13 protein-coding genes and 1 pseudogene are annotated in these 16,841 nt (G+C 70.4%); 7 read left to right on the plus strand and 7 right to left on the minus strand.

Annotated elements, in window-relative coordinates:
- Positions 1–121: 121 nt before the first annotated feature.
- Positions 122–568 carry a YkvA family protein gene (locus ACFQVD_RS06745; RefSeq protein WP_343973447.1) on the minus strand — a complete coding sequence of 149 codons (447 nt, stop codon included), beginning with the start codon at positions 566–568 and terminating at the stop codon, positions 122–124.
- A 178-nt stretch (positions 569–746) separates the two neighbouring features.
- Here ACFQVD_RS06745 and ACFQVD_RS06750 point away from each other — a divergent pair, with 178 nt between their 5' ends.
- From ACFQVD_RS06750 to ACFQVD_RS06770, 5 genes are all read left to right on the plus strand, one after another.
- A complete protein-coding gene (locus tag ACFQVD_RS06750; RefSeq protein WP_343973450.1) occupies positions 747–1,175 on the plus strand; it encodes an RrF2 family transcriptional regulator in 429 nt (142 codons plus the stop codon).
- 148 nt (positions 1,176–1,323) lie between these two features.
- The gene (locus ACFQVD_RS06755) at positions 1,324–2,256 is read left to right on the plus strand and encodes a sulfite exporter TauE/SafE family protein (RefSeq protein WP_343973453.1); all 933 of its coding nucleotides are present in this window, start codon (positions 1,324–1,326) and stop codon (positions 2,254–2,256) included.
- Between the two features lie 225 nt (positions 2,257–2,481).
- Positions 2,482–3,444: an NADPH:quinone oxidoreductase family protein gene (locus ACFQVD_RS06760; RefSeq protein ID WP_343973456.1), complete on the plus strand. Its 963-nt coding sequence runs from the start codon at positions 2,482–2,484 to the stop codon at positions 3,442–3,444.
- Positions 3,445–3,553: 109 nt separating this feature from the next.
- Positions 3,554–3,853, plus strand: coding sequence for a hypothetical protein (locus tag ACFQVD_RS06765; RefSeq protein ID WP_386270626.1), 300 nt, complete (start codon positions 3,554–3,556; stop codon positions 3,851–3,853).
- An 87-nt stretch (positions 3,854–3,940) separates the two neighbouring features.
- A complete protein-coding gene (locus ACFQVD_RS06770) occupies positions 3,941–5,053 on the plus strand; it encodes an RNA-guided endonuclease InsQ/TnpB family protein (protein WP_386270628.1) in 1,113 nt (370 codons plus the stop codon).
- 355 nt (positions 5,054–5,408) lie between these two features.
- Here ACFQVD_RS06770 and ACFQVD_RS06775 read toward each other — a convergent pair whose 3' ends face one another.
- The 3 genes from ACFQVD_RS06775 to ACFQVD_RS06785 all read right to left on the minus strand — a co-directional run bounded on the left by ACFQVD_RS06775 (position 5,409) and on the right by ACFQVD_RS06785 (position 9,870).
- On the minus strand, positions 5,409–6,452 hold the full coding sequence (locus tag ACFQVD_RS06775; RefSeq protein WP_343973758.1) for a hypothetical protein: 1,044 nt from the start codon (positions 6,450–6,452) through the stop codon (positions 5,409–5,411).
- 459 nt (positions 6,453–6,911) lie between these two features.
- Positions 6,912–8,324: a hypothetical protein gene (locus ACFQVD_RS06780; RefSeq protein WP_386368420.1), complete on the minus strand. Its 1,413-nt coding sequence runs from the start codon at positions 8,322–8,324 to the stop codon at positions 6,912–6,914.
- A 247-nt stretch (positions 8,325–8,571) separates the two neighbouring features.
- The gene (locus ACFQVD_RS06785; RefSeq protein ID WP_386368423.1) at positions 8,572–9,870 is read right to left on the minus strand and encodes a M23 family metallopeptidase; all 1,299 of its coding nucleotides are present in this window, start codon (positions 9,868–9,870) and stop codon (positions 8,572–8,574) included.
- A 346-nt stretch (positions 9,871–10,216) separates the two neighbouring features.
- On the opposite strand from ACFQVD_RS06785, the gene ACFQVD_RS06790 reads away from it, so the two are divergent.
- The gene (locus ACFQVD_RS06790) at positions 10,217–11,113 is read left to right on the plus strand and encodes a helix-turn-helix domain-containing protein (protein WP_343962559.1); all 897 of its coding nucleotides are present in this window, start codon (positions 10,217–10,219) and stop codon (positions 11,111–11,113) included.
- Positions 11,114–11,162: 49 nt separating this feature from the next.
- Here ACFQVD_RS06790 and ACFQVD_RS06795 read toward each other — a convergent pair whose 3' ends face one another.
- The 3 genes and pseudogenes from ACFQVD_RS06795 to ACFQVD_RS06805 form a co-directional block, all read right to left on the minus strand.
- The gene (locus tag ACFQVD_RS06795) at positions 11,163–13,058 is read right to left on the minus strand and encodes an ABC transporter ATP-binding protein (protein WP_364156565.1); all 1,896 of its coding nucleotides are present in this window, start codon (positions 13,056–13,058) and stop codon (positions 11,163–11,165) included.
- Entirely contained in the window at positions 13,055–14,767 is a 1,713-nt protein-coding gene (locus tag ACFQVD_RS06800; RefSeq protein WP_343974579.1) for an ABC transporter ATP-binding protein, read from the minus strand. Before ACFQVD_RS06800 ends, ACFQVD_RS06795 begins: the two co-directional genes overlap by 4 nt.
- A 332-nt stretch (positions 14,768–15,099) precedes the next feature.
- Positions 15,100–15,360: pseudogene (locus tag ACFQVD_RS06805) on the minus strand (class I SAM-dependent methyltransferase); the annotation flags it as partial.
- A 239-nt stretch (positions 15,361–15,599) separates the two neighbouring features.
- Between ACFQVD_RS06805 and ACFQVD_RS06810 the strand changes: the two are divergent.
- On the plus strand, positions 15,600–16,814 hold the full coding sequence (locus tag ACFQVD_RS06810) for an MFS transporter (protein ID WP_343974576.1): 1,215 nt from the start codon (positions 15,600–15,602) through the stop codon (positions 16,812–16,814).
- Positions 16,815–16,841 lie beyond the last annotated feature (27 nt).

Below are 16,841 nucleotides of genomic sequence, written 5' to 3' on the forward strand. Positions count from 1 at the left end.
CCGCAGGTTTGTGCGAGGTATCGCCTGACTAATCACGCTTCACCTGCCGGTTCCGGTAAAGGTGGGGTGTGGCTTGGCCGCCTTGGGCGGATCGGAGCCCTCTGAGGCGGTCGGGACCGGGTCAGGGGCGGTGTCCCGTCTCGGGGTCCCCGGCATCCGGTTCCGCGGGGATGCGGGCCAGCCGCCGTACGGCTCGCAGGCCCTCGGCGGTGCCAGGCCAGTGCCGGGTGAGAGCCGCCTCGCCCGAGTGCCTGACCACCGAGCGCAGGACGAGGGCGACGACGATCGCGTCGTCGGCGTAGCCGAGGACCGGGACGAAGTCGGGGACCAGGTCGAAGGGCATGGCGAGATAGCCGAGGAGCAGCCACAGCCTGACGCGGACGCCGCGCGGCAGGGAGCCGTCCCGGGCCAGGCGGGGGATGAGCCGGAGCAGGTCGGGGAGCAGCCGCAGCGCCTCGCCGAGCGCGTTGCCGCGAGGGCGCGCGACCGCGAGGGCGGCGACGAGAGCCAGCCACAGCAGGACCAGCCCGGTCAGCGCGCCGAGCAGGGTGGTGACCCAGGTGTTCACCGTCGGCTCCTCCGTGTGGGGTGGCCCCCGCTTTTCCGGCGGGGGAGTGCGGCACCTCGGGGGCGCAGGGAGTGTCCCACAGCCGAGAATAATTCACAGTTAACCTGTAGAGATAGTAGATTAATCGGCACCGACCCACATGAGGCCATCTGGAGACGCACTGTCGGGGGGCTGCCTGATGCACGTCACGGCGCGGAGCGACTACGCCCTGAGGGCGATGCTGGTCATCGCGTTGAGCGATCCCGCCCCCGTCAAGTCGGAGACGATGGCCCAGACGCAGGGGATCCCGGCGAGTTTCCTGCGCGGCATTCTGACCGACCTGCGCCGTGCCGACCTCGTCTTCGCCCAGCGGGGCCACGAGGGCGGCTTCACGCTCACCAGGCCGCCGGTGGACATCTCGGTCGGAGACGTCCTGCGTGCCGTCGGCGGCGAGCTGACCTCGGTGCGGGGTCTGCCGACCGGGGACGTGGCCTACTTCGGAGAGGCGGTACGACTGCGCACGGTGTGGCTGAACATCGAGACCTCGATAAACGCCATCGTCGACACCGTCAGTCTGGCCGCGCTCCTGTCGCCGGTGGCCGAGAACGGCAGGCGACGCGGAGCCTGACAGCGGATGTCGACCGAACTGACGGCCCGTGTGAGACGAAGATGTCCACGACCTGAGACACCTTGCGCGAAACGTGACTTGACGTCGCCGTGAAGTTCAATAACCATGTTTCCTATCAACATAGTAGGGAAAATGGGAAGGAGGCGTCGTGCGTGCGCTCATCCTCTTAGGCCTGGTCGGCTTCGCGGCGCAACTCGTCGACGGCAGCCTCGGCATGGCCTACGGTGTCACCTCGACGACGCTGCTCCTGGCCATCGGCACCAACCCCGCCGCCGCCTCGGCCACCATCCACCTCGCCGAGATCGGCACGACCCTCGCCTCCGGTGTGTCCCACTGGCGCTTCGACAACATCGACTGGAAGGTCGTCGCCAAGATCGGTCTCCCCGGCGCCGTCGGCGCGTTCGCGGGAGCCACCTTCCTGTCCGGCCTCTCCACCGAGGTCGCCGCCCCGGTCATGTCGGTCATCCTGCTCGCGCTGGGTGTCTACGTCCTGGTCCGCTTCACGGCCTTCGGCCTGCCGCGCGGCAACCTGGGCAAGCCGTTGCGCAAGCGCTTCCTCGCACCCCTCGGCCTGGTCGCCGGATTCATCGACGCCACCGGCGGTGGCGGCTGGGGTCCGGTCGGCACCCCGGCGATCCTGGCCAGCGGCCGCCTGGCGCCGCGCAAGGTGATCGGTTCCATCGACGCCAGTGAGTTCCTGGTCGCCATCGCCGCCAGCATCGGTTTCTTCGTCGGCATCGGCTCGGAGAACATCGACTTCTCCTGGGTGGCCGTCCTGCTGCTCGGCGGCGTCATCGCGGCCCCCATCGCGGCCTGGCTGGTCCGCCACATCCCGCCGCGCATCCTGGGTTCCGCCGTCGGTGGTGTCATCGTCCTGACCAACGTGCGGACCCTGCTGCGCAGCGACTGGGTCGGCGCCTCCGGCGGTGTCCAGACGGTCGCCTACATCACCATCGCCGCCATCTGGGCCGCCGCCATCGCCTACTCGCTCCGTGAGTACCGCCGTGACCGCGACAACGAGCTGGCCGAGGCGGAGTTCAAGCGCTCCGGGGAGCAGGAGACCGCCGGTTCCCCCAGCTGAGCCCGGCGGCGCGAATCCGGCCGTGCTTCCGTGCGAAGGTCCCCTCCCATGGTGAGGGGGCCTTCCGCGTTCCGGGTTCGGGTCGGCCACCGCCGGTGCCGGGAGCCGGGCGAAACCCCGGCGTTGAAGGGCTTGGACCACCGCGGCCCCAGCACGGTGACCGCCCGGCGGCGCACGGGCCCGCATCCGCTGGCCGAACCGTTTCGGTGTCCGTAGGGTGACCTGATGCGCGCTCTGATGTGTGAGGAATTGGGGTCGGTCGCGGTCGTCGAGACGGACGTCCCGAGGCCCGCCGACGGCCAGATCGTCATCGCCGTCGAGGCCGCCGGGGTGAACTACGTCGACGGGTTGTTCGTCCACGGCCGCTACCAGATCAAGTTGCCGCCGCCGTTCGTACCGGGCGGTGAGGTCGCCGGCACGGTCAGTGCCGTCGGCCCCGGCGTGACCTGGCCGACGGTCGGAACGCGAGTGGTGGCGGTGTGCGGGCTGGGCGGTTTCGCCGAACAGGTCGTCGTTCCGGCCGCCGGCGTGGTGCGCATCCCCGACACCCTGGACGCGGCCCAGGCGGCGACGTTCGCCCAGAGTCACTGCACGGCCATGTTCGCGTTGCGGGACCGGGGCGGACTGAGCGCGGGGGAGACCGTGCTGGTCCTGGGCGCGGGCGGCGGAGTGGGGCTGGCGGCGGTGCGGGTGGCGACCGCGCTTGGCGCGACGGTCCTGGCCGGGGCGTCGAGTGAGGACAAGCGGCGGGCCGCACGCGCCGCGGGCGCCGTCGCCGTGCTCGACACGAGCGCCCAGAGCCTCAAGGATGCGGCCCGCGAGTTCTCCAACGGCGGGGTCGACCTGGTCTACGACCCGGTGGGCGGCGACCTGGCGGATCCGGCCCTGCGGTCGCTGCGGGTGGGCGGCCGTTATCTGGTGATCGGGTTCGCCTCGGGAGCCATCCCGTCGCTGCCGCTCAACCAGGTGCTGCTGCGCAACCGATCGGTCGTCGGAGTCGACTGGGGCGCCTGGTCGATGTCGGACGCCGCAGGTCAGCACGCCCTGCTCACCGAACTCCTGGACCTCGTCGCCGCCGGCCTCCTCACCCCGGCCATTCCTGCGACCGCCCCGCTGGAGGCCGGCGCGCAGGTCATGGACGACCTCCTGCGACGCCGGGTCACCGGAAAGATCGCCCTCATCCCCTGAGCGCGGAAGCCTCGGGGGAGAAGCGGACGGTCATCGGACGACGAGACCTCCAAAAGGCCGGCCGTCTCCGGACCGTAGGCGAACGGCCCCGTCGGCGGCTCCGGGCCTGGTGCGCGCCGATGACCGAGGAGACTCAGGGGACGAGGAGGACGCGGCCGAGTTGGGAGCGGCTTTCCATGACCCGGTGCGCTTCGGCCGCCTCGTCGAGCGACAGCCGGGCGTGCAGTCTGGCGCGCAGTCTCCCCTCGACCCCCAGGCCGGAGTGGAAGGAGCACGACGAGCACCGGGGCGAAGGCGACCCCCCGTCTACCGGTTCTGGCACGGCCACACCAGCGCGCTGATCGCCGCGCGACGTCCCGACCTGGACGGAGAGCTGCTGGCGCACATCCTGCTGGGCAGCCTTCAGTAGTGCTTGCGAGGAACCTCGGGCCTTCAGGCCCGAGGAGAATCGCATACGGTGCCGCGCGTTCGGCGAATCAACGCTAAAATTCACAATGTGAAATTCGTTGTGCAGGTCCGACTGTTCCCCACGCCCGCCCAGGAGGCGGCGCTGGCGGACACGCTGCGTCTGTGCAACGAAGCCGCCAATCTCGTCTCTCGCGTCGCGTGGGAGAGGAAGGTGTTCCGCAACTACGACCTGCGGGTGCACTCCTACGGCGAGCTGAAGGCCATGGGCCTGTCGGCCCAGCCCGCCCAGCATGTCATCAAGAAGGTCTCCGACGCCTACACGACGGTGAAAGCCCAGGTGAGCGCGGAGCTTCGCAAGCCTCTGGCCAAGCCGATCGCCTTCCGCCCGGACGCTGCCCAGCCGTTCGACGATCGGTGCCTGTCCTGGCAGGTCGAGGCCCGCACCGTGAGCATCTGGACCACCGGCGGCCGGATGAAAGGCATCCGGTTCGCCTGCTCCGACGACCAGGCCCGCGCGCTGGCCGCCTACCGCAAGGGCGAATCCGACCTGATCCACCGCGACGGCATGTGGCTGCTGATCGCCACCTGTGACGTCCCCGATGTCGACGTCACCGAACCCGACGCCTTTCTCGGCGTCGACCTCGGTATCGCCAACATCGCCACCACCAGCGACGGCGAACGACACTCGGGCAGGCACCTGAACGCGGTCCGGCACCGCAACCGGGAACTGCGCCGCCGCCTGCAGGCCAAACAGACCAAGTCCGCCAAACGCCTGCTGAAGGCCCGCCGTCGTAAGGAGTCCCGGTTCGCCCGGGACGTCAACCACCGCATCTCCAAAAGCATCGTGACCGAGGCTGCACGCACCGGACGCGGCATCGCCCTGGAAGACCTCCAGGGCATCCGGGATCGGGTACGGCTTCGCAAGCCCCAGCGGGTCACGCTGCATTCCTGGAGCTTCCACCAGCTGGGTGGCCTCCTCGGCTACAAGGCGGCCCGGGCCGGGGTCGCCCTCATCTACGTCGATCCGGCTTTCACCTCCCAGCAGTGCTCGTCGTGTGGGCAGGTGGACCGCAAGAACCGGCTCGATCAAGCCTCTTTCTCGTGTACGTCGTGCGGCTTCGCTGAGCACGCGGACGTCAACGCAGCCCGCAACATCGCCGCACGCGGTGAGACGGGCTGGGCAGTGAGTCACGCTGCCTGACGCGGACCGGACCGTCGAAGCCATCGACGGCGAGGAGCTGCAAGCTCGGTCGTTTACGGCTGAGAAGCTGACAGTGAACCGGTCCTGCGGCACGCCTCCGGCGTCGAGGACGAGACCGAACCGCCGTACGCGGCCCCGCGTTTCCGGCGCTCAACGGCCTGCTCGGGCATGGCCGGCCCTGATCGAGGCCCAGGAGGCGGGGCTGACGCACCTCGACCTGGACGAGGGACGGTGACCCGCACCGGCCGGATCGCCGGGCCCGGCCCGAACGGTGCCGATCTGTGACGGTCGGGGAAGCACAGGCGTCACGGCGGCGACGTGCAGGTGCCGTCCACGACGACGAGGCGGGCCCTGTTCATTCGTTCCCCGGTACCTCGAAGTGCTCCGACACGCGTTCGGCCCTGAAGGCGCCGCGCTCGGTCACGATCCGGGTCACCAGGTGCGGGGGAGTGGCGTCGAAGGCCGGGTAGTGGCCGGTGACGCCCTCGCCCGCGGTACGCCTCCCCAGCACGTGCAGGACCTCGTCGCCGTCCCGCCGTTCGATGACGACGTCGCCGATTCCCGGCGCCCGGGGGTCGGGCGCCGGGATCACCACGTAGTACGGGACGTCGAAGGCGCGGGCGGCCAGTGCCACCCCCAGGGTGCCGACCTTGTTCACCACATGGCCGTCCATCGTCACCCGGTCCGCCGCGGTCAGCGCCACGTCGGCGAGCCCGTCGGCCAGCACCGAGGCGACCATCCCGTCGGTGATCAGGGTGGGCCGGTAGCCCATCTCCACCAGCGTCGGCGCGGTCAGCCGCGCTCCCTGCAGGTAGGGCCGGGTCTCGGTGCAGACGAACTCCAGTCGCTTGCCCGCCTGCTGCGCGGCCTCGACCGTCGCGATCAGATAGGTGTCGGCCCAGCAGTGGGTGAGGACGCGGGCGCCGTCCTCCAGCAGCGTCGCCGCGTGCCTGCCCAGGGCCGCGCTGCTCGCCCGGTAGGCCGCGTCGTGCCCGGTCGCGGCCTGGGTCACGGCCTCCACCAGTTCCGCTCCCGACGCCTCGGGAAGCGGCCCGTCCACGGTGGCGGCCAGGACCGCGTGGACGGCGTCGCGGATGTGGTTGTTCGTGGGCCGGGTCGCGATCAGCCGGTCGCCCGCCCCGCGCAGCCGGGCCGCCGCCAGGACCGGCGGCTCGTCACGGGACTCGCGGGCGGCCAGGACCATCCCTGCGGTCGCCGCGAAGGAGGGGCCGGTGCTCTGGGTGACCATCCGCTCGATGGCCACCGCGACGTCCTCGCTGGTGGCGCAGCGCACCCAGCGGTGCTCGAAGGGATAGACGCGGCGGTCGAGGATCTCCACGGCGTCGTCGGTGATCCTGACGGAGTCGGCGAGGACGGGCCGTCTTGCGGTTGTCTTCATGGGGGCCTCCAGCGGTGGGGGATCCGATCACGGTACCGGCGCCGCCTGGCGTCACCGCGATCTGGTCGTGCCCCCGTGCCGCTGCCCTCCGCCGTACTGTTCGAACGGCGGCCTGCCGCCGAGCGGCGGGCCGTTCGCGGCCCGCCGCTCGGCGGTACGGTGGCCCAGGCCGGCTTCCTGTCGATCTCGCCCGGTCTGGGCGCGCGCGAGCCTTTCACCGGCTGGGCGGCCGGTCGGCCGGTGGTTTCCCAGAGCCGGCCATCTGGACGCCGCTGTCGAGCGCCGGGTGTCTACTCTCCGATCCGCTTCACGACCTTCGGCCTGCCGCGTGGCAACCTGGGCAAGCCACTGCGCAAGCGCTTTCTCGCGCCCCTCGACCTGATCACCGAATCCGGACGTGGCGTCCCCGGCCCGAGATCACCGGCGATGCGAGGTTCCACCGCGGCGTCGGCTCGGGTGTCAGCGGACGATGCCGTGGGTGTCCTTGCCGTCGCCGTTCCAGTCGCCGGTGATGGGGAGGTCGTGGGGGCTGCCGTCGCCGTAGGAGATGGATTGGGTGGTTTCGGTGGGGGTGGTGATGGGGCTGGTGCGGAAGGAGAAGGCGTTGCCCATGCGGACGCCGATGTTGTCTTTGCCGTCGCCGTCCCAGTCGCCGACGAGGGGGTCGGCGTTGGGGTTGCCGTAGGTGACGATGTGTTGGGCGGCGCCGTTTGCGGGGTTGTTGCTGAGGAGGAATCGTCCGGTGGTGGGGTCGTAGGCGCTGGGGGTGTCCTTGCCGTCGCCGTCCCAGTCGCCGACCAGGGGGCGCATGGGGGCGTCGCCGTAGGCGATGAGCTGGGTGGTTTCGGTGGGGGTGGTGATGGGGCTGGTGCGCAGGCAGAAGGTGTAGCCCATGCGGACGCCGATGTTGTCTTTGCCGTCGCCGTCCCAGTCGCCGACGAGGGGGTCGGCGTTGGGGTTGCCGTAGGTGACGATGTGTTGGGCGGCGCCGTTTGCGGGGTTGTTGCTGAGGAGGAATCGTCCGGTGGTGGGGTCGTAGGCGCTGGGGGTGTCCTTGCCGTCGCCGTCCCAGTCGCCGCTGATCGGGATCATCGGGCTGTTGCCGTAGGAGACGACGGGCTGGGTGTGGGCGCCGGAGGTCAGGTTGTCCGACAGGTAGAAGTCCAGAACCCCGAGATTCGCCGAGCCCGGCCACAGGGCGTCCACGAGCAGTTGCGCGTCGTGCACCTCCCTGGCGTAGGCGTCCGGGACCGCCGAGACCTGCACGGCCTGGCAGATGGCACCGATGTCTCCGCTCATCCACCCGTTGCCGGGGAATTTGCGCATCATGGCATTGAGGAACGCGTTGGTGGCGTACACCGGGTCGATCAACTGGGCCGGAGTGCCCCAGCCCTGCGAGGGGCGCTGCTGGAACAACCCCAGGCTGTCGTGATCGACGGCCACCGTGTAGTTGTGCAGCGTACTCTCGGTGATCGCGGTGGTCACCGCGATCACCGCCGCTCTCTTGTCCAGGCCCCGGTTCTTGGCCGTGGTGGTGATGATCCGGGCGCACGAGACGTTGTAGGCGTTCACGCTCCGTCCCAGGCGCGGGCCGTTCATCTGGGAGCGCACCTGGTTGGCGACGGCGGTGTCCGCGGCGGTCTCCCCGCCCGGCGTACACGGGTTGTACGCCAGCGCCGCCGCGAGCTCGGAGGGCACCGGAGGACCGGCAGGTCCGGGAACGCGGGTGGTGGGCGCGGGGGTGGGATCCTGCGCCACCGCCGTGCCGGTGCCGGCTGCGAGGAGGCTTCCGGCGATGGCCGCCAGCACGGTCAAGGAGCGGACGGTGGATATGCGGGGGGCCGCGCCCGTACGGGGACGGTCGGTGTTCATGGTTTCTCCTGAGGGGTGGTCACGCCGGCCGGCCGCTGACCGGCAGGGACGTGCGTGCTCCGGCGATCGGCCGGACATACGGGTCGGGTGGGACCGTGGCCGCGGTGGGCGTGGCGGGTGTCGGAGCCGTCGCGGCCCGGCCCGCTGAACCTGCGGGCCGGACCGGACGGGGGCGGATGGTGGTTCCGCCGTTCACGGCTCGCCCCGGATCTCGCCCTGCCGGACGGACCCGGGGTCGGGTGGGGGGTCAGCGGACGATGCCGTGGGTGTCCTTGCCGTCGCCGTTCCAGTCGCCGGTGATGGGGAGGTCGTGGGGGCTGCCGTCGCCGTAGGAGATGGATTGGGTGGTTTCGGTGGGGGTGGTGATGGGGCTGGTGCGGAAGGAGAAGGCGTTGCCCATGCGGACGCCGATGTTGTCTTTGCCGTCGCCGTCCCAGTCGCCGACGAGGGGGTCGGCGTTGGGGTTGCCGTAGGTGACGATGTGTTGGGCGGCGCCGTTTGCGGGGTTGTTGCTGAGGAGGAATCGTCCGGTGGTGGGGTCGTAGGCGCTGGGGGTGTCCTTGCCGTCGCCGTCCCAGTCGCCGACCAGGGGGCGCATGGGGGCGTCGCCGTAGGCGATGAGCTGGGTGGTTTCGGTGGGGGTGGTGATGGGGCTGGTGCGCAGGCAGAAGGTGTAGCCCATGCGGACGCCGATGTTGTCTTTGCCGTCGCCGTCCCAGTCGCCGACGAGGGGGTCGGCGTTGGGGTTGCCGTAGGTGACGATGTGTTGGGCGGCGCCGTTTGCGGGGTTGTTGCTGAGGAGGAATCGTCCGGTGGTGGGGTCGTAGGCGCTGGGGGTGTCCTTGCCGTCGCCGTCCCAGTCGCCGCTGATCGGGATCATCGGGCTGTTGCCGTAGGAGACGACGGGCTGGGTGTGGGCGCCGGAGGTCAGGTTGTCCGACAGGTAGAAGTCCAGAACCCCGAGATTGGGGGTGGCACCGCAGTTGCGGCTCGTGACCGTGGTCACGTACGGGTTCCCGCCCTCGCTGAGGTGGTACTCGACCCCGTTGAAAGTCGGATAGATCAGCTCGGAGACCGCGCCGCTGCCGTCGCCGTTGGTGTCGCGGAACACCTCGTAGTGCAGGTGGAACGTGCCGCCGGAGTTCGTCCCGCTGTTGCCCAGTTCGCCGATCTGCTGTCCGGCGGTCACCTGCTGGCCCACCGTGACGTTCTTCGTCTTCAGATGCATATAGAAGGTGTAGTAGTTGTCACCATGGTTGATCTTGATCAGGTGACCCGCGCCCGACTCGAAATGTGACGCGGTGACCACGCCCCCGGCCGCGGCCATGATCGGCGTGCCCGACTGGATCTGGCTGTTGCTCCAGGGCGCGCGGTACATGTCGAGGAGTTTGCCCCGCGCGCGGTCGTGAGTGGGGCCGGTGGTCAGGTCGACCGCCATCCCGCAGGGGAAGGGGGTCTGAAAGGCCGGGGCCGCGGCGGCGTGCGCCGGCGGGGTCGCCGTGCCGCCGGTGAGCACGACCAGCGCGGCCACCATCGCCACCCTCATCCAGGACAGGCGGGATGTTCTGGGCCGTCGCGGATCGGTGGAAACGAGTGGATTCATAGTTATGTGTCCCCCTGACGAGTCAGGCTCCGGCCCATGGGGCCGGAGCCGGTCGAGCCGAGGTGGCGATCTCGGCGTGGTTGCTGGTCATCACCGTGACCGGCCCGCCGCCCGGCGGCAACGAATATGGGACAGGACGGGAGAATGGGACATGGAGGCATGCTGACCAGCGGAATCCCAGGCGTCGTGGGACATGGGTGGGACGGAGGTGGCGTACGGGACAACGAGTGGTCGTTCCTGTTAGCCTGCGGGCGTCAAACTCGGGGGGATCCGGGCTTGGGGAGCGAAGATGTCGGAACCGTCCGCCGTTGAGGATCTAGCCTCATATCTACGCGAGTTGAAGGCCAAAACCGGCCGGAGCTACGACGCGCTCGCCAAGCGGCTCGGTATCAGCAAGTCCGCGCTTCACCGCTACTGCTCGGGAGACGGTGTACCACCGCGCTTCACCGTCCTGGAACAGTTCGCCAAGGAGTGCCGGGCGAACCGGCAGGAGCTCGCCGAGCTGCATCGGCGATGGGTACGCGCCCAGGCGACCGAGGCGGAGTCCAGGGTGGCCAGGCAGGACCAGGAGCGGGGAGAGCCGGAGCGGGAGGAGCCCGACGCGGTGCGGAGCCTGCTGGTCGCCGCGGAGCCGGAGGACCCGCCGGCGGCGATCGGTACGGGTGGGCGCCCGACGATCCTCCGTGGAGGCGGAAGCCGCACGCGGCCCGTACAGGTCGTCCTGACCGTCCTTGCCGTCCTGTCCCTGACCGCGCTCCTGGTGTGGCCCTTCGAGAGCGGCCGGGATGGGGGAGCGAAGGCCGCGGAGCAGGCGTCGGTCGCCTCGGTGACCGTCGGCGCGCACTCCTGCATCATCCGCCGGGGCGTCAGGCACGTCGACGCCCGGCAGGGCGGCCACGTGTGGAGCACGGATTTCGTGTGCGCCAACCGGCCTGAGGCCCCGCTGTACCTCGGCGTGGACACGACCGAGAAGATAGCGATCCTGGACACCCCGAAGAGCTGGTTCGTCTGCTGGGCCTTCGGACGGGTCCAGAGCGACGGCGGGAACATCTGGTACTACACCCGAGGGGACCGCTCGGAGCCGGGAAAGGAAAGCTGGTCGGGGTGGGGGTTCGTCGGGGCCGAGCACGTCGATGCCCCCGTCCACCCGGTGTCAGCCATGCCAGGATGCGAGTTCGTGCCTTGAAACGGCGCTGTGATGGCCCACACCTGGGCCATCACAGCGCCGTTTCCGGTCAGCCGGGAAGGTCGCGCCGGTCGGAGATGCTGTCGAGCCAGGCGCGGTGCAGGCCGGCGTAGCGGCCCGCCCGCCCGACGAGCTCGCCCGGTGGGCCGTCCTCGACGATCCTGCCGCCGTCCATCACCAGCACCCGATCGGCGATCTCGACGGTCGACAGGCGGTGCGCAATGATCAGAGCGGTCCGGTCCGCCAGGATCGTCCGCATCGCCCGCTGCACCAGCCGCTCGCCGGCGACGTCCAGGCTGGACGTCGCCTCGTCGAGGATCAGCACCGCGGGATCGGCCAGGAACGCCCTGGCGAACGCCACCAGCTGCCGCTGCCCGGCCGACAGCCGGCCGCCGTGCTTGCCGACCTGGGTGTCGTACCCCTCGGGAAGCGCCGAGACGAACGTGTCGGCGCCGATCGAACGGGCCGCGGCCATCACGTCGGCCATGCTCGCGCCCGGCCGGCCGAACCTGATGTTGTCCGCCACCGAGCCGCTGAACAGGAAGTTCTCCTGCGTCACCAGGACGATCGCGGCGTGCCGCGACTCCTCACCGAGGTCGCGCAGGTCGATGCCGTCCAGTAGCACCCGCCCCGCCACCGGGTCGTAGAACCTGGCGACCAGCTTGGCCAACGTGGTCTTGCCCGCCCCGGTGGTGCCGACCAGCGCCACGGTCTGCCCGGCGGGGACCAGCAGGTCCAGCCGGGGCAGCACGGGGGTGCCGTCCAGGTAGGAGAACTCCACATGCTGGAACTCGACCCTGCCGCGCGGGCGCTCCAGCACCACCGGGTCGCCGGGCTCGGCCACCACGGGCCGCTCCTGCAACACGCCGGAGAGCTTCTCCAGCGCCGCCCCCGCAGACTGGAAGGTGTTGTAGAACTGGCTGATCTCCTGCATCGGCTCGTAGAACTGGCGAAGGTAGAGCAGGAACGCCGCCAGCACGCCCACCGTGACCTCGCCCTGGATCGCCAGCATGCCGCCGTAGAGCAGGACCGCCGCGACCGTCACGTTCCCGATCAGCTTGACCCCCGGTGAGAAGATCGCGACCAGGTGCATGCTCCGCAGGTTGGCGTCCCGGTAGTCGGCGTTCAGCTGGGCGAAGATCTCCTGGTTGCGCGGCTCCCTGCGGAAGGCCTGGACCGCGCGCATGCCGGCCATCGACTCCACGAAATGGACGATCACCAGGGCCACGGCCTCCCGGGTCCTGCGGTAGACGATGCTCGACTGCCGCCGGAACCAATTGGTGAACAGCGCCAGGACCGGCAGCGGCAGCAGCGCGACCACGCCGAGGTGGACGTCCAGGACGAGCAGCAGGACCGCCGTGCCGACCAGCGTCAGCACGGCGGTGACGAGATCGTCGAAGCCCGACTGGAGCATCTCGGAGATGGCGTCGATGTCGGAGGTGAGCCGGGAGACGACCCGGCCCGAGGTGTAGTCGTCGTGAAACGACAGCGACAGCCTCTGGAAGTGGCGGAAGACCCGTCGCCGCAGCTCCAGCAGGATGCTCTGGCCGATGCGTCCGGCCATCCTGAGGAATATCTGCCGGGTCACCAGCTGGATGACCGCCGCGGCCAGGATCGCCGAGACGACGGTCACCAGCGCTCCCGGCCCCGCGCCCGCGACCATCGGCGGGATGCCCGCGTCGATGCCCACCTTGACCAGGTAGGGGATGGCGAGCGAGGCGACGTTGCAGGTCACGATGATCGCGACGAGCAGGACGATCTTCCTGCGGTACGGGCGCAGCAGCTCGCCCAGCAGCCGCCTGGACCTGCTGCGCAGCAGGAACGACACGTGTTCCGACAACTCGTCCTGGTTCTCGGCGGCGACCCCGCGCCACTCCCGGGAGCCGTTCCCGGTCTCTGCCGGGATCTTCGCGGAGGTCTCCGCCGGGGGAGTCGTGCCGTTCACAGCCGCGCCTCCTCCGCGTCGGGGTCGGCGGACAGCAGCGCGCGGTATTCGGGCACACTCGCCATGAGTTCGTGGTGCCGGCCGACGTGCGCGATCGTGCCGTCCAGCAGCAGGGCCACCCGGTCGGCGAGCAGCACCGTGGAGGCCCGGTGGGCGACGACCATGCCGGTCGCCTCGCGCAGCACGTGCCGCAGCGCCTGCTCGACCAGGGCCTCGGTCTCGACGTCCAGGGCCGACAGGGTGTCGTCCAGAACGAGGATCCTGGGACGGCTGAGAACCGCCCTGGCCAGTGCGAGCCGCTGACGCTGGCCACCGGACAGGGACATGCCCTGCTCGCCGATCCTGGTCTCCAGGCCCCAGGGCAGCTCGTACGCGAATCCGGCCTGGGCGATCCGCAGCGCGGCCGCGATCTCCTCCTCGGCCGCGTCGTGCCGCCCCAGCGTGAGGTTCTCCCTGACGCTCATCGAGAACAGCGTCGGCTCCTCGAAGGCGGTGGCGACCAGCGAGCGCAGCTCGGGCAGCGGCAGGTCGCGGACGTCGACGCCGTCGATCGTGATCCGGCCCGTGCTCACGTCGTACAGGCGCGGCACCAGGGAGGTCAGAGTGGTCTTGCCCGACCCCGTCGCGCCCACGACCGCCACCGTCTCCCCCGGGCGCACCTCCAGCCAGACATCGTGAAGCACCGGCTCGGCGGCACCGGGGAAGCGGAACCCCGCGCCCTCGAACCGCAGGTGGCCGCGGGGCCGCTCGATCACGCGGATGCCCCCGACGATCTCCGGTTCGGTGTCGAGCACCTCCATCACCCGGTCCGCCGCGGTCATCGCCTCCTGGCCCGTGGTCAGAATGAAGCCGAGCGCCGAGATGGGCCAGACCAGTTGCAGCATCAGGGTGGCGAAGGCCACCAGCGTGCCCAGCGTCAGGGTGCCGGAGCCGACCGCCAGGGCGCCGAGCAGCAGCACGAGGGCGAGGGTGATGTTCGGGATCACCTCAAGAAAGGTGAAGAACCTCGCCGACAGGCGGACCTTCTCCATCGAGGTCTCGTAGATCTTCACCGCTCCCTCCTCGAAGATCCCCGAGACGTGCCGGCCGCGGCCGAACGCCTTGATCGTCCGGATGCCGGCCGCCGACTCCTCGACGACGGTGGCGAGGTCTCCCTGCTCGTCCTGGACCCGGCGGGAGATGAGGATGTACCTGCGCTCGAAGTGCAGCGAGGTGAGCACGATCGGCACCGCGGAGACGACGACCAGCAGCCCGAGCGGCCAGTACATGCGGAGCAGCAGCCCGGTCACCGTCACGATCTGGACGGTGACCAGGACGAGGAAGAGCAGGCCGAAACCGAGAAAGCGCCGGATGGCCGACAGGTCGGTCGTCGCCCGGGACAGCAGCTGGCCCGACTGCCAGGAGGCGTGAAACCCCATCGGCAGCCGCTGCAGGTGGCGGTAGAAATCGTCGCGGATGCCGGTCTCCAGGCCCAGGACCGCGTCGGCCAGCAGCCACCGCCGCAGGAAGACGAGCAGCGCCTCGGTCATGCCCAGGCCCAGGGCGAGCAGCGCGAGGGGGAGCAGTGCCTCGCTGTCACCCCGGGCGACGGGGCCGTCGATGATCTCCTTGCCGATCAGCGGGATGGTGATGCCGATCCCGACCGCGGCGAAGGCCGGCACCCAGACGACGACCAGGCGGGTGGCGTAGGGGCGTAGGTAGGACTTCAACCGCCACAGGGAGCGGGCCCCGCGGAGGCGGGGGAGGGGTGGGGACTGTCGGGTCGGGGACTCTGTTTCCGTGTCCGAGTTTTCGGTGTCCGAAGTATCAGGAGGCATCAACAGGCGGCACGCTCCTCACGGTGCTCACACCAGGTGATCGCCGTTCGAGGGCATGGCGAACCGGAGGCACATCCCCGCTCAACCGTTCTACCGCACCACCGCTCCAGGTGGACGCCCCGTCGGATCACCCTCACCCGCACGGCGCGGGCGACCATTCAGTTTCCGTGCCCGAGTACGGGGTCGGCAATTGATGTGACGGCTCCCATCCTGTAACCGCCGGGTCAGAAAGGCCGATGAGATGAAGAAGGGCCACGACGATGCCGGCGGCGGTCACGGGCGCCGACGGGCCGCCCGAAGTTCTTGAAGGCGGTCTGGCAGACGACCAGTTCGAAGGAGCCCGGGTCGAAGGGAGGGTCGGCCGCGTCGCCCCGTTGGAAGTCGGCGTGGACGCCTGTCCGGCGGGCCCTCTCGGTCGCGATCTCGACGAACGTGCGGCTCATGCCCAGCCCGGTCACCGCGAACCCGAGCCGTGCCGTCTCGGCGGCCGGATATCCCGGGCGAGGACGGTGGTCCTCCGGCTTTCAGCCGGGAGGGCGGGAGCCCGTACCCCACGGGAGACGGCGGGAAAAAGGGAGGCGGCGGCCGGCGAGACGGCTGTAGGGTCGGCGGCATGACCTGGCGACATTGATCCTGAACCAGAGGCCGGTCCGGCGCGAGCTGCCGCGGACCCCCGGAGATGCCGAGCATCCCGAGTCCGTACAGTCTCCGCGAGAAGGACCCCATGACCGCTTCTTCTCTTCGGGTGCCCGGCGGGCGCGCGAAGCACCTGGCCGCGACGCTCTACGCCTACACCTTTCTTGATGAGTTCGTCCTGCTCTATCCGTTCTATACGTTGCTCTTCGTCGACACGGGCCTGTCGACCGCTGAGATCTCCTCGCTCCTGGTGATCTGGTCACTGACCTCCGTCGTGATGGAGGTCCCGTCAGGAGTGTGGGCCGACACCGTCTCGCGGCGCGGGTTGCTCGCCCTAGCGCCGCTGGTGGCCGCCTTCGGCTTCGGCCTGTGGGTCGCCGCCCCCTCCTACTGGGTGTTCGCCGCGGGCTTCGTCCTGTGGGGCACCTCGGGAGCGCTGCAGTCGGGTGCGCTGGAGGCACTGGTCTACACCGAGCTCGACCGGCTGGGCGCCGCCGGCCGCTATGCCGCGATCATGGGCCGGGCCCGCGCGATCGGCACGGGCGCCGTCATGGCGTCCATGGCAGTCGCCGCCCCGGTGTTCGCCTTCGGCGGCTACCGGCTGGTCGGCGCCGGCAGTGTGCTGGCCTGCCTGCTCGCCGCGGCAGTCGCGCTGACCTTTCCCGAACATCGCGTACCCGGGCGGCGGGGGAAGACCTCGCGGGGGGGCTACGCCGCGACCCTGCGTGCCGGGCTGCGGGAGGCGCGCGCCGACCGGACGACGCGCCGGGCACTGCTGCTGGTGCCGGCGGTGACGGCACTGTGGGGATCGCTGGAGGAGTACGTCCCGCTGCTCGCGGCCGGCGCCGGGGTCGCCACGCAGGCCGTGCCACTCGTGGTGCTCCTGGTCTCCGCGGGGGTCGCGGTCGGCGGCGTGCTCGCGGTGACCGGGCGGAGCTTCACCGGCGGGGAGTTCGCGGCCCTTCTCGCGTTCGGAGCGCTGGCGCTCGGCGCGGGTGCGGTCAGCGGGGTCGCGGCGGGGTTCGTCGCGGTCGCGGTGGCCTTCTGCGCCTTTCAGATGGCGGGGGTGCTGGCCGACGCGCGGCTGCAGGAGAGCATCACCGGCCCGGCCCGCGCCACCGTGACCTCGCTGGCCGGGCTGGGCACCGAGGTGGGCGCCATCCTCGTCTACGGCGGCTACGCCGCGGCCTCGGCGCTGACCGATCACGCCACGATCTTCACGGCCGCCGCGGTGCCGTACGCCCTTCTCGCCCTGGTGCTGTTCCTCGGCGGGTCCCGCTCGGCGGTCCGTGAACCCGGGTGAGCCGGGCCGGGCCCATCGCGGCACGGC

It is taken from the genome of Streptosporangium amethystogenes subsp. fukuiense, from assembly GCF_042665875.1.
Lineage (GTDB): Bacteria > Actinomycetota > Actinomycetes > Streptosporangiales > Streptosporangiaceae > Streptosporangium > Streptosporangium fukuiense.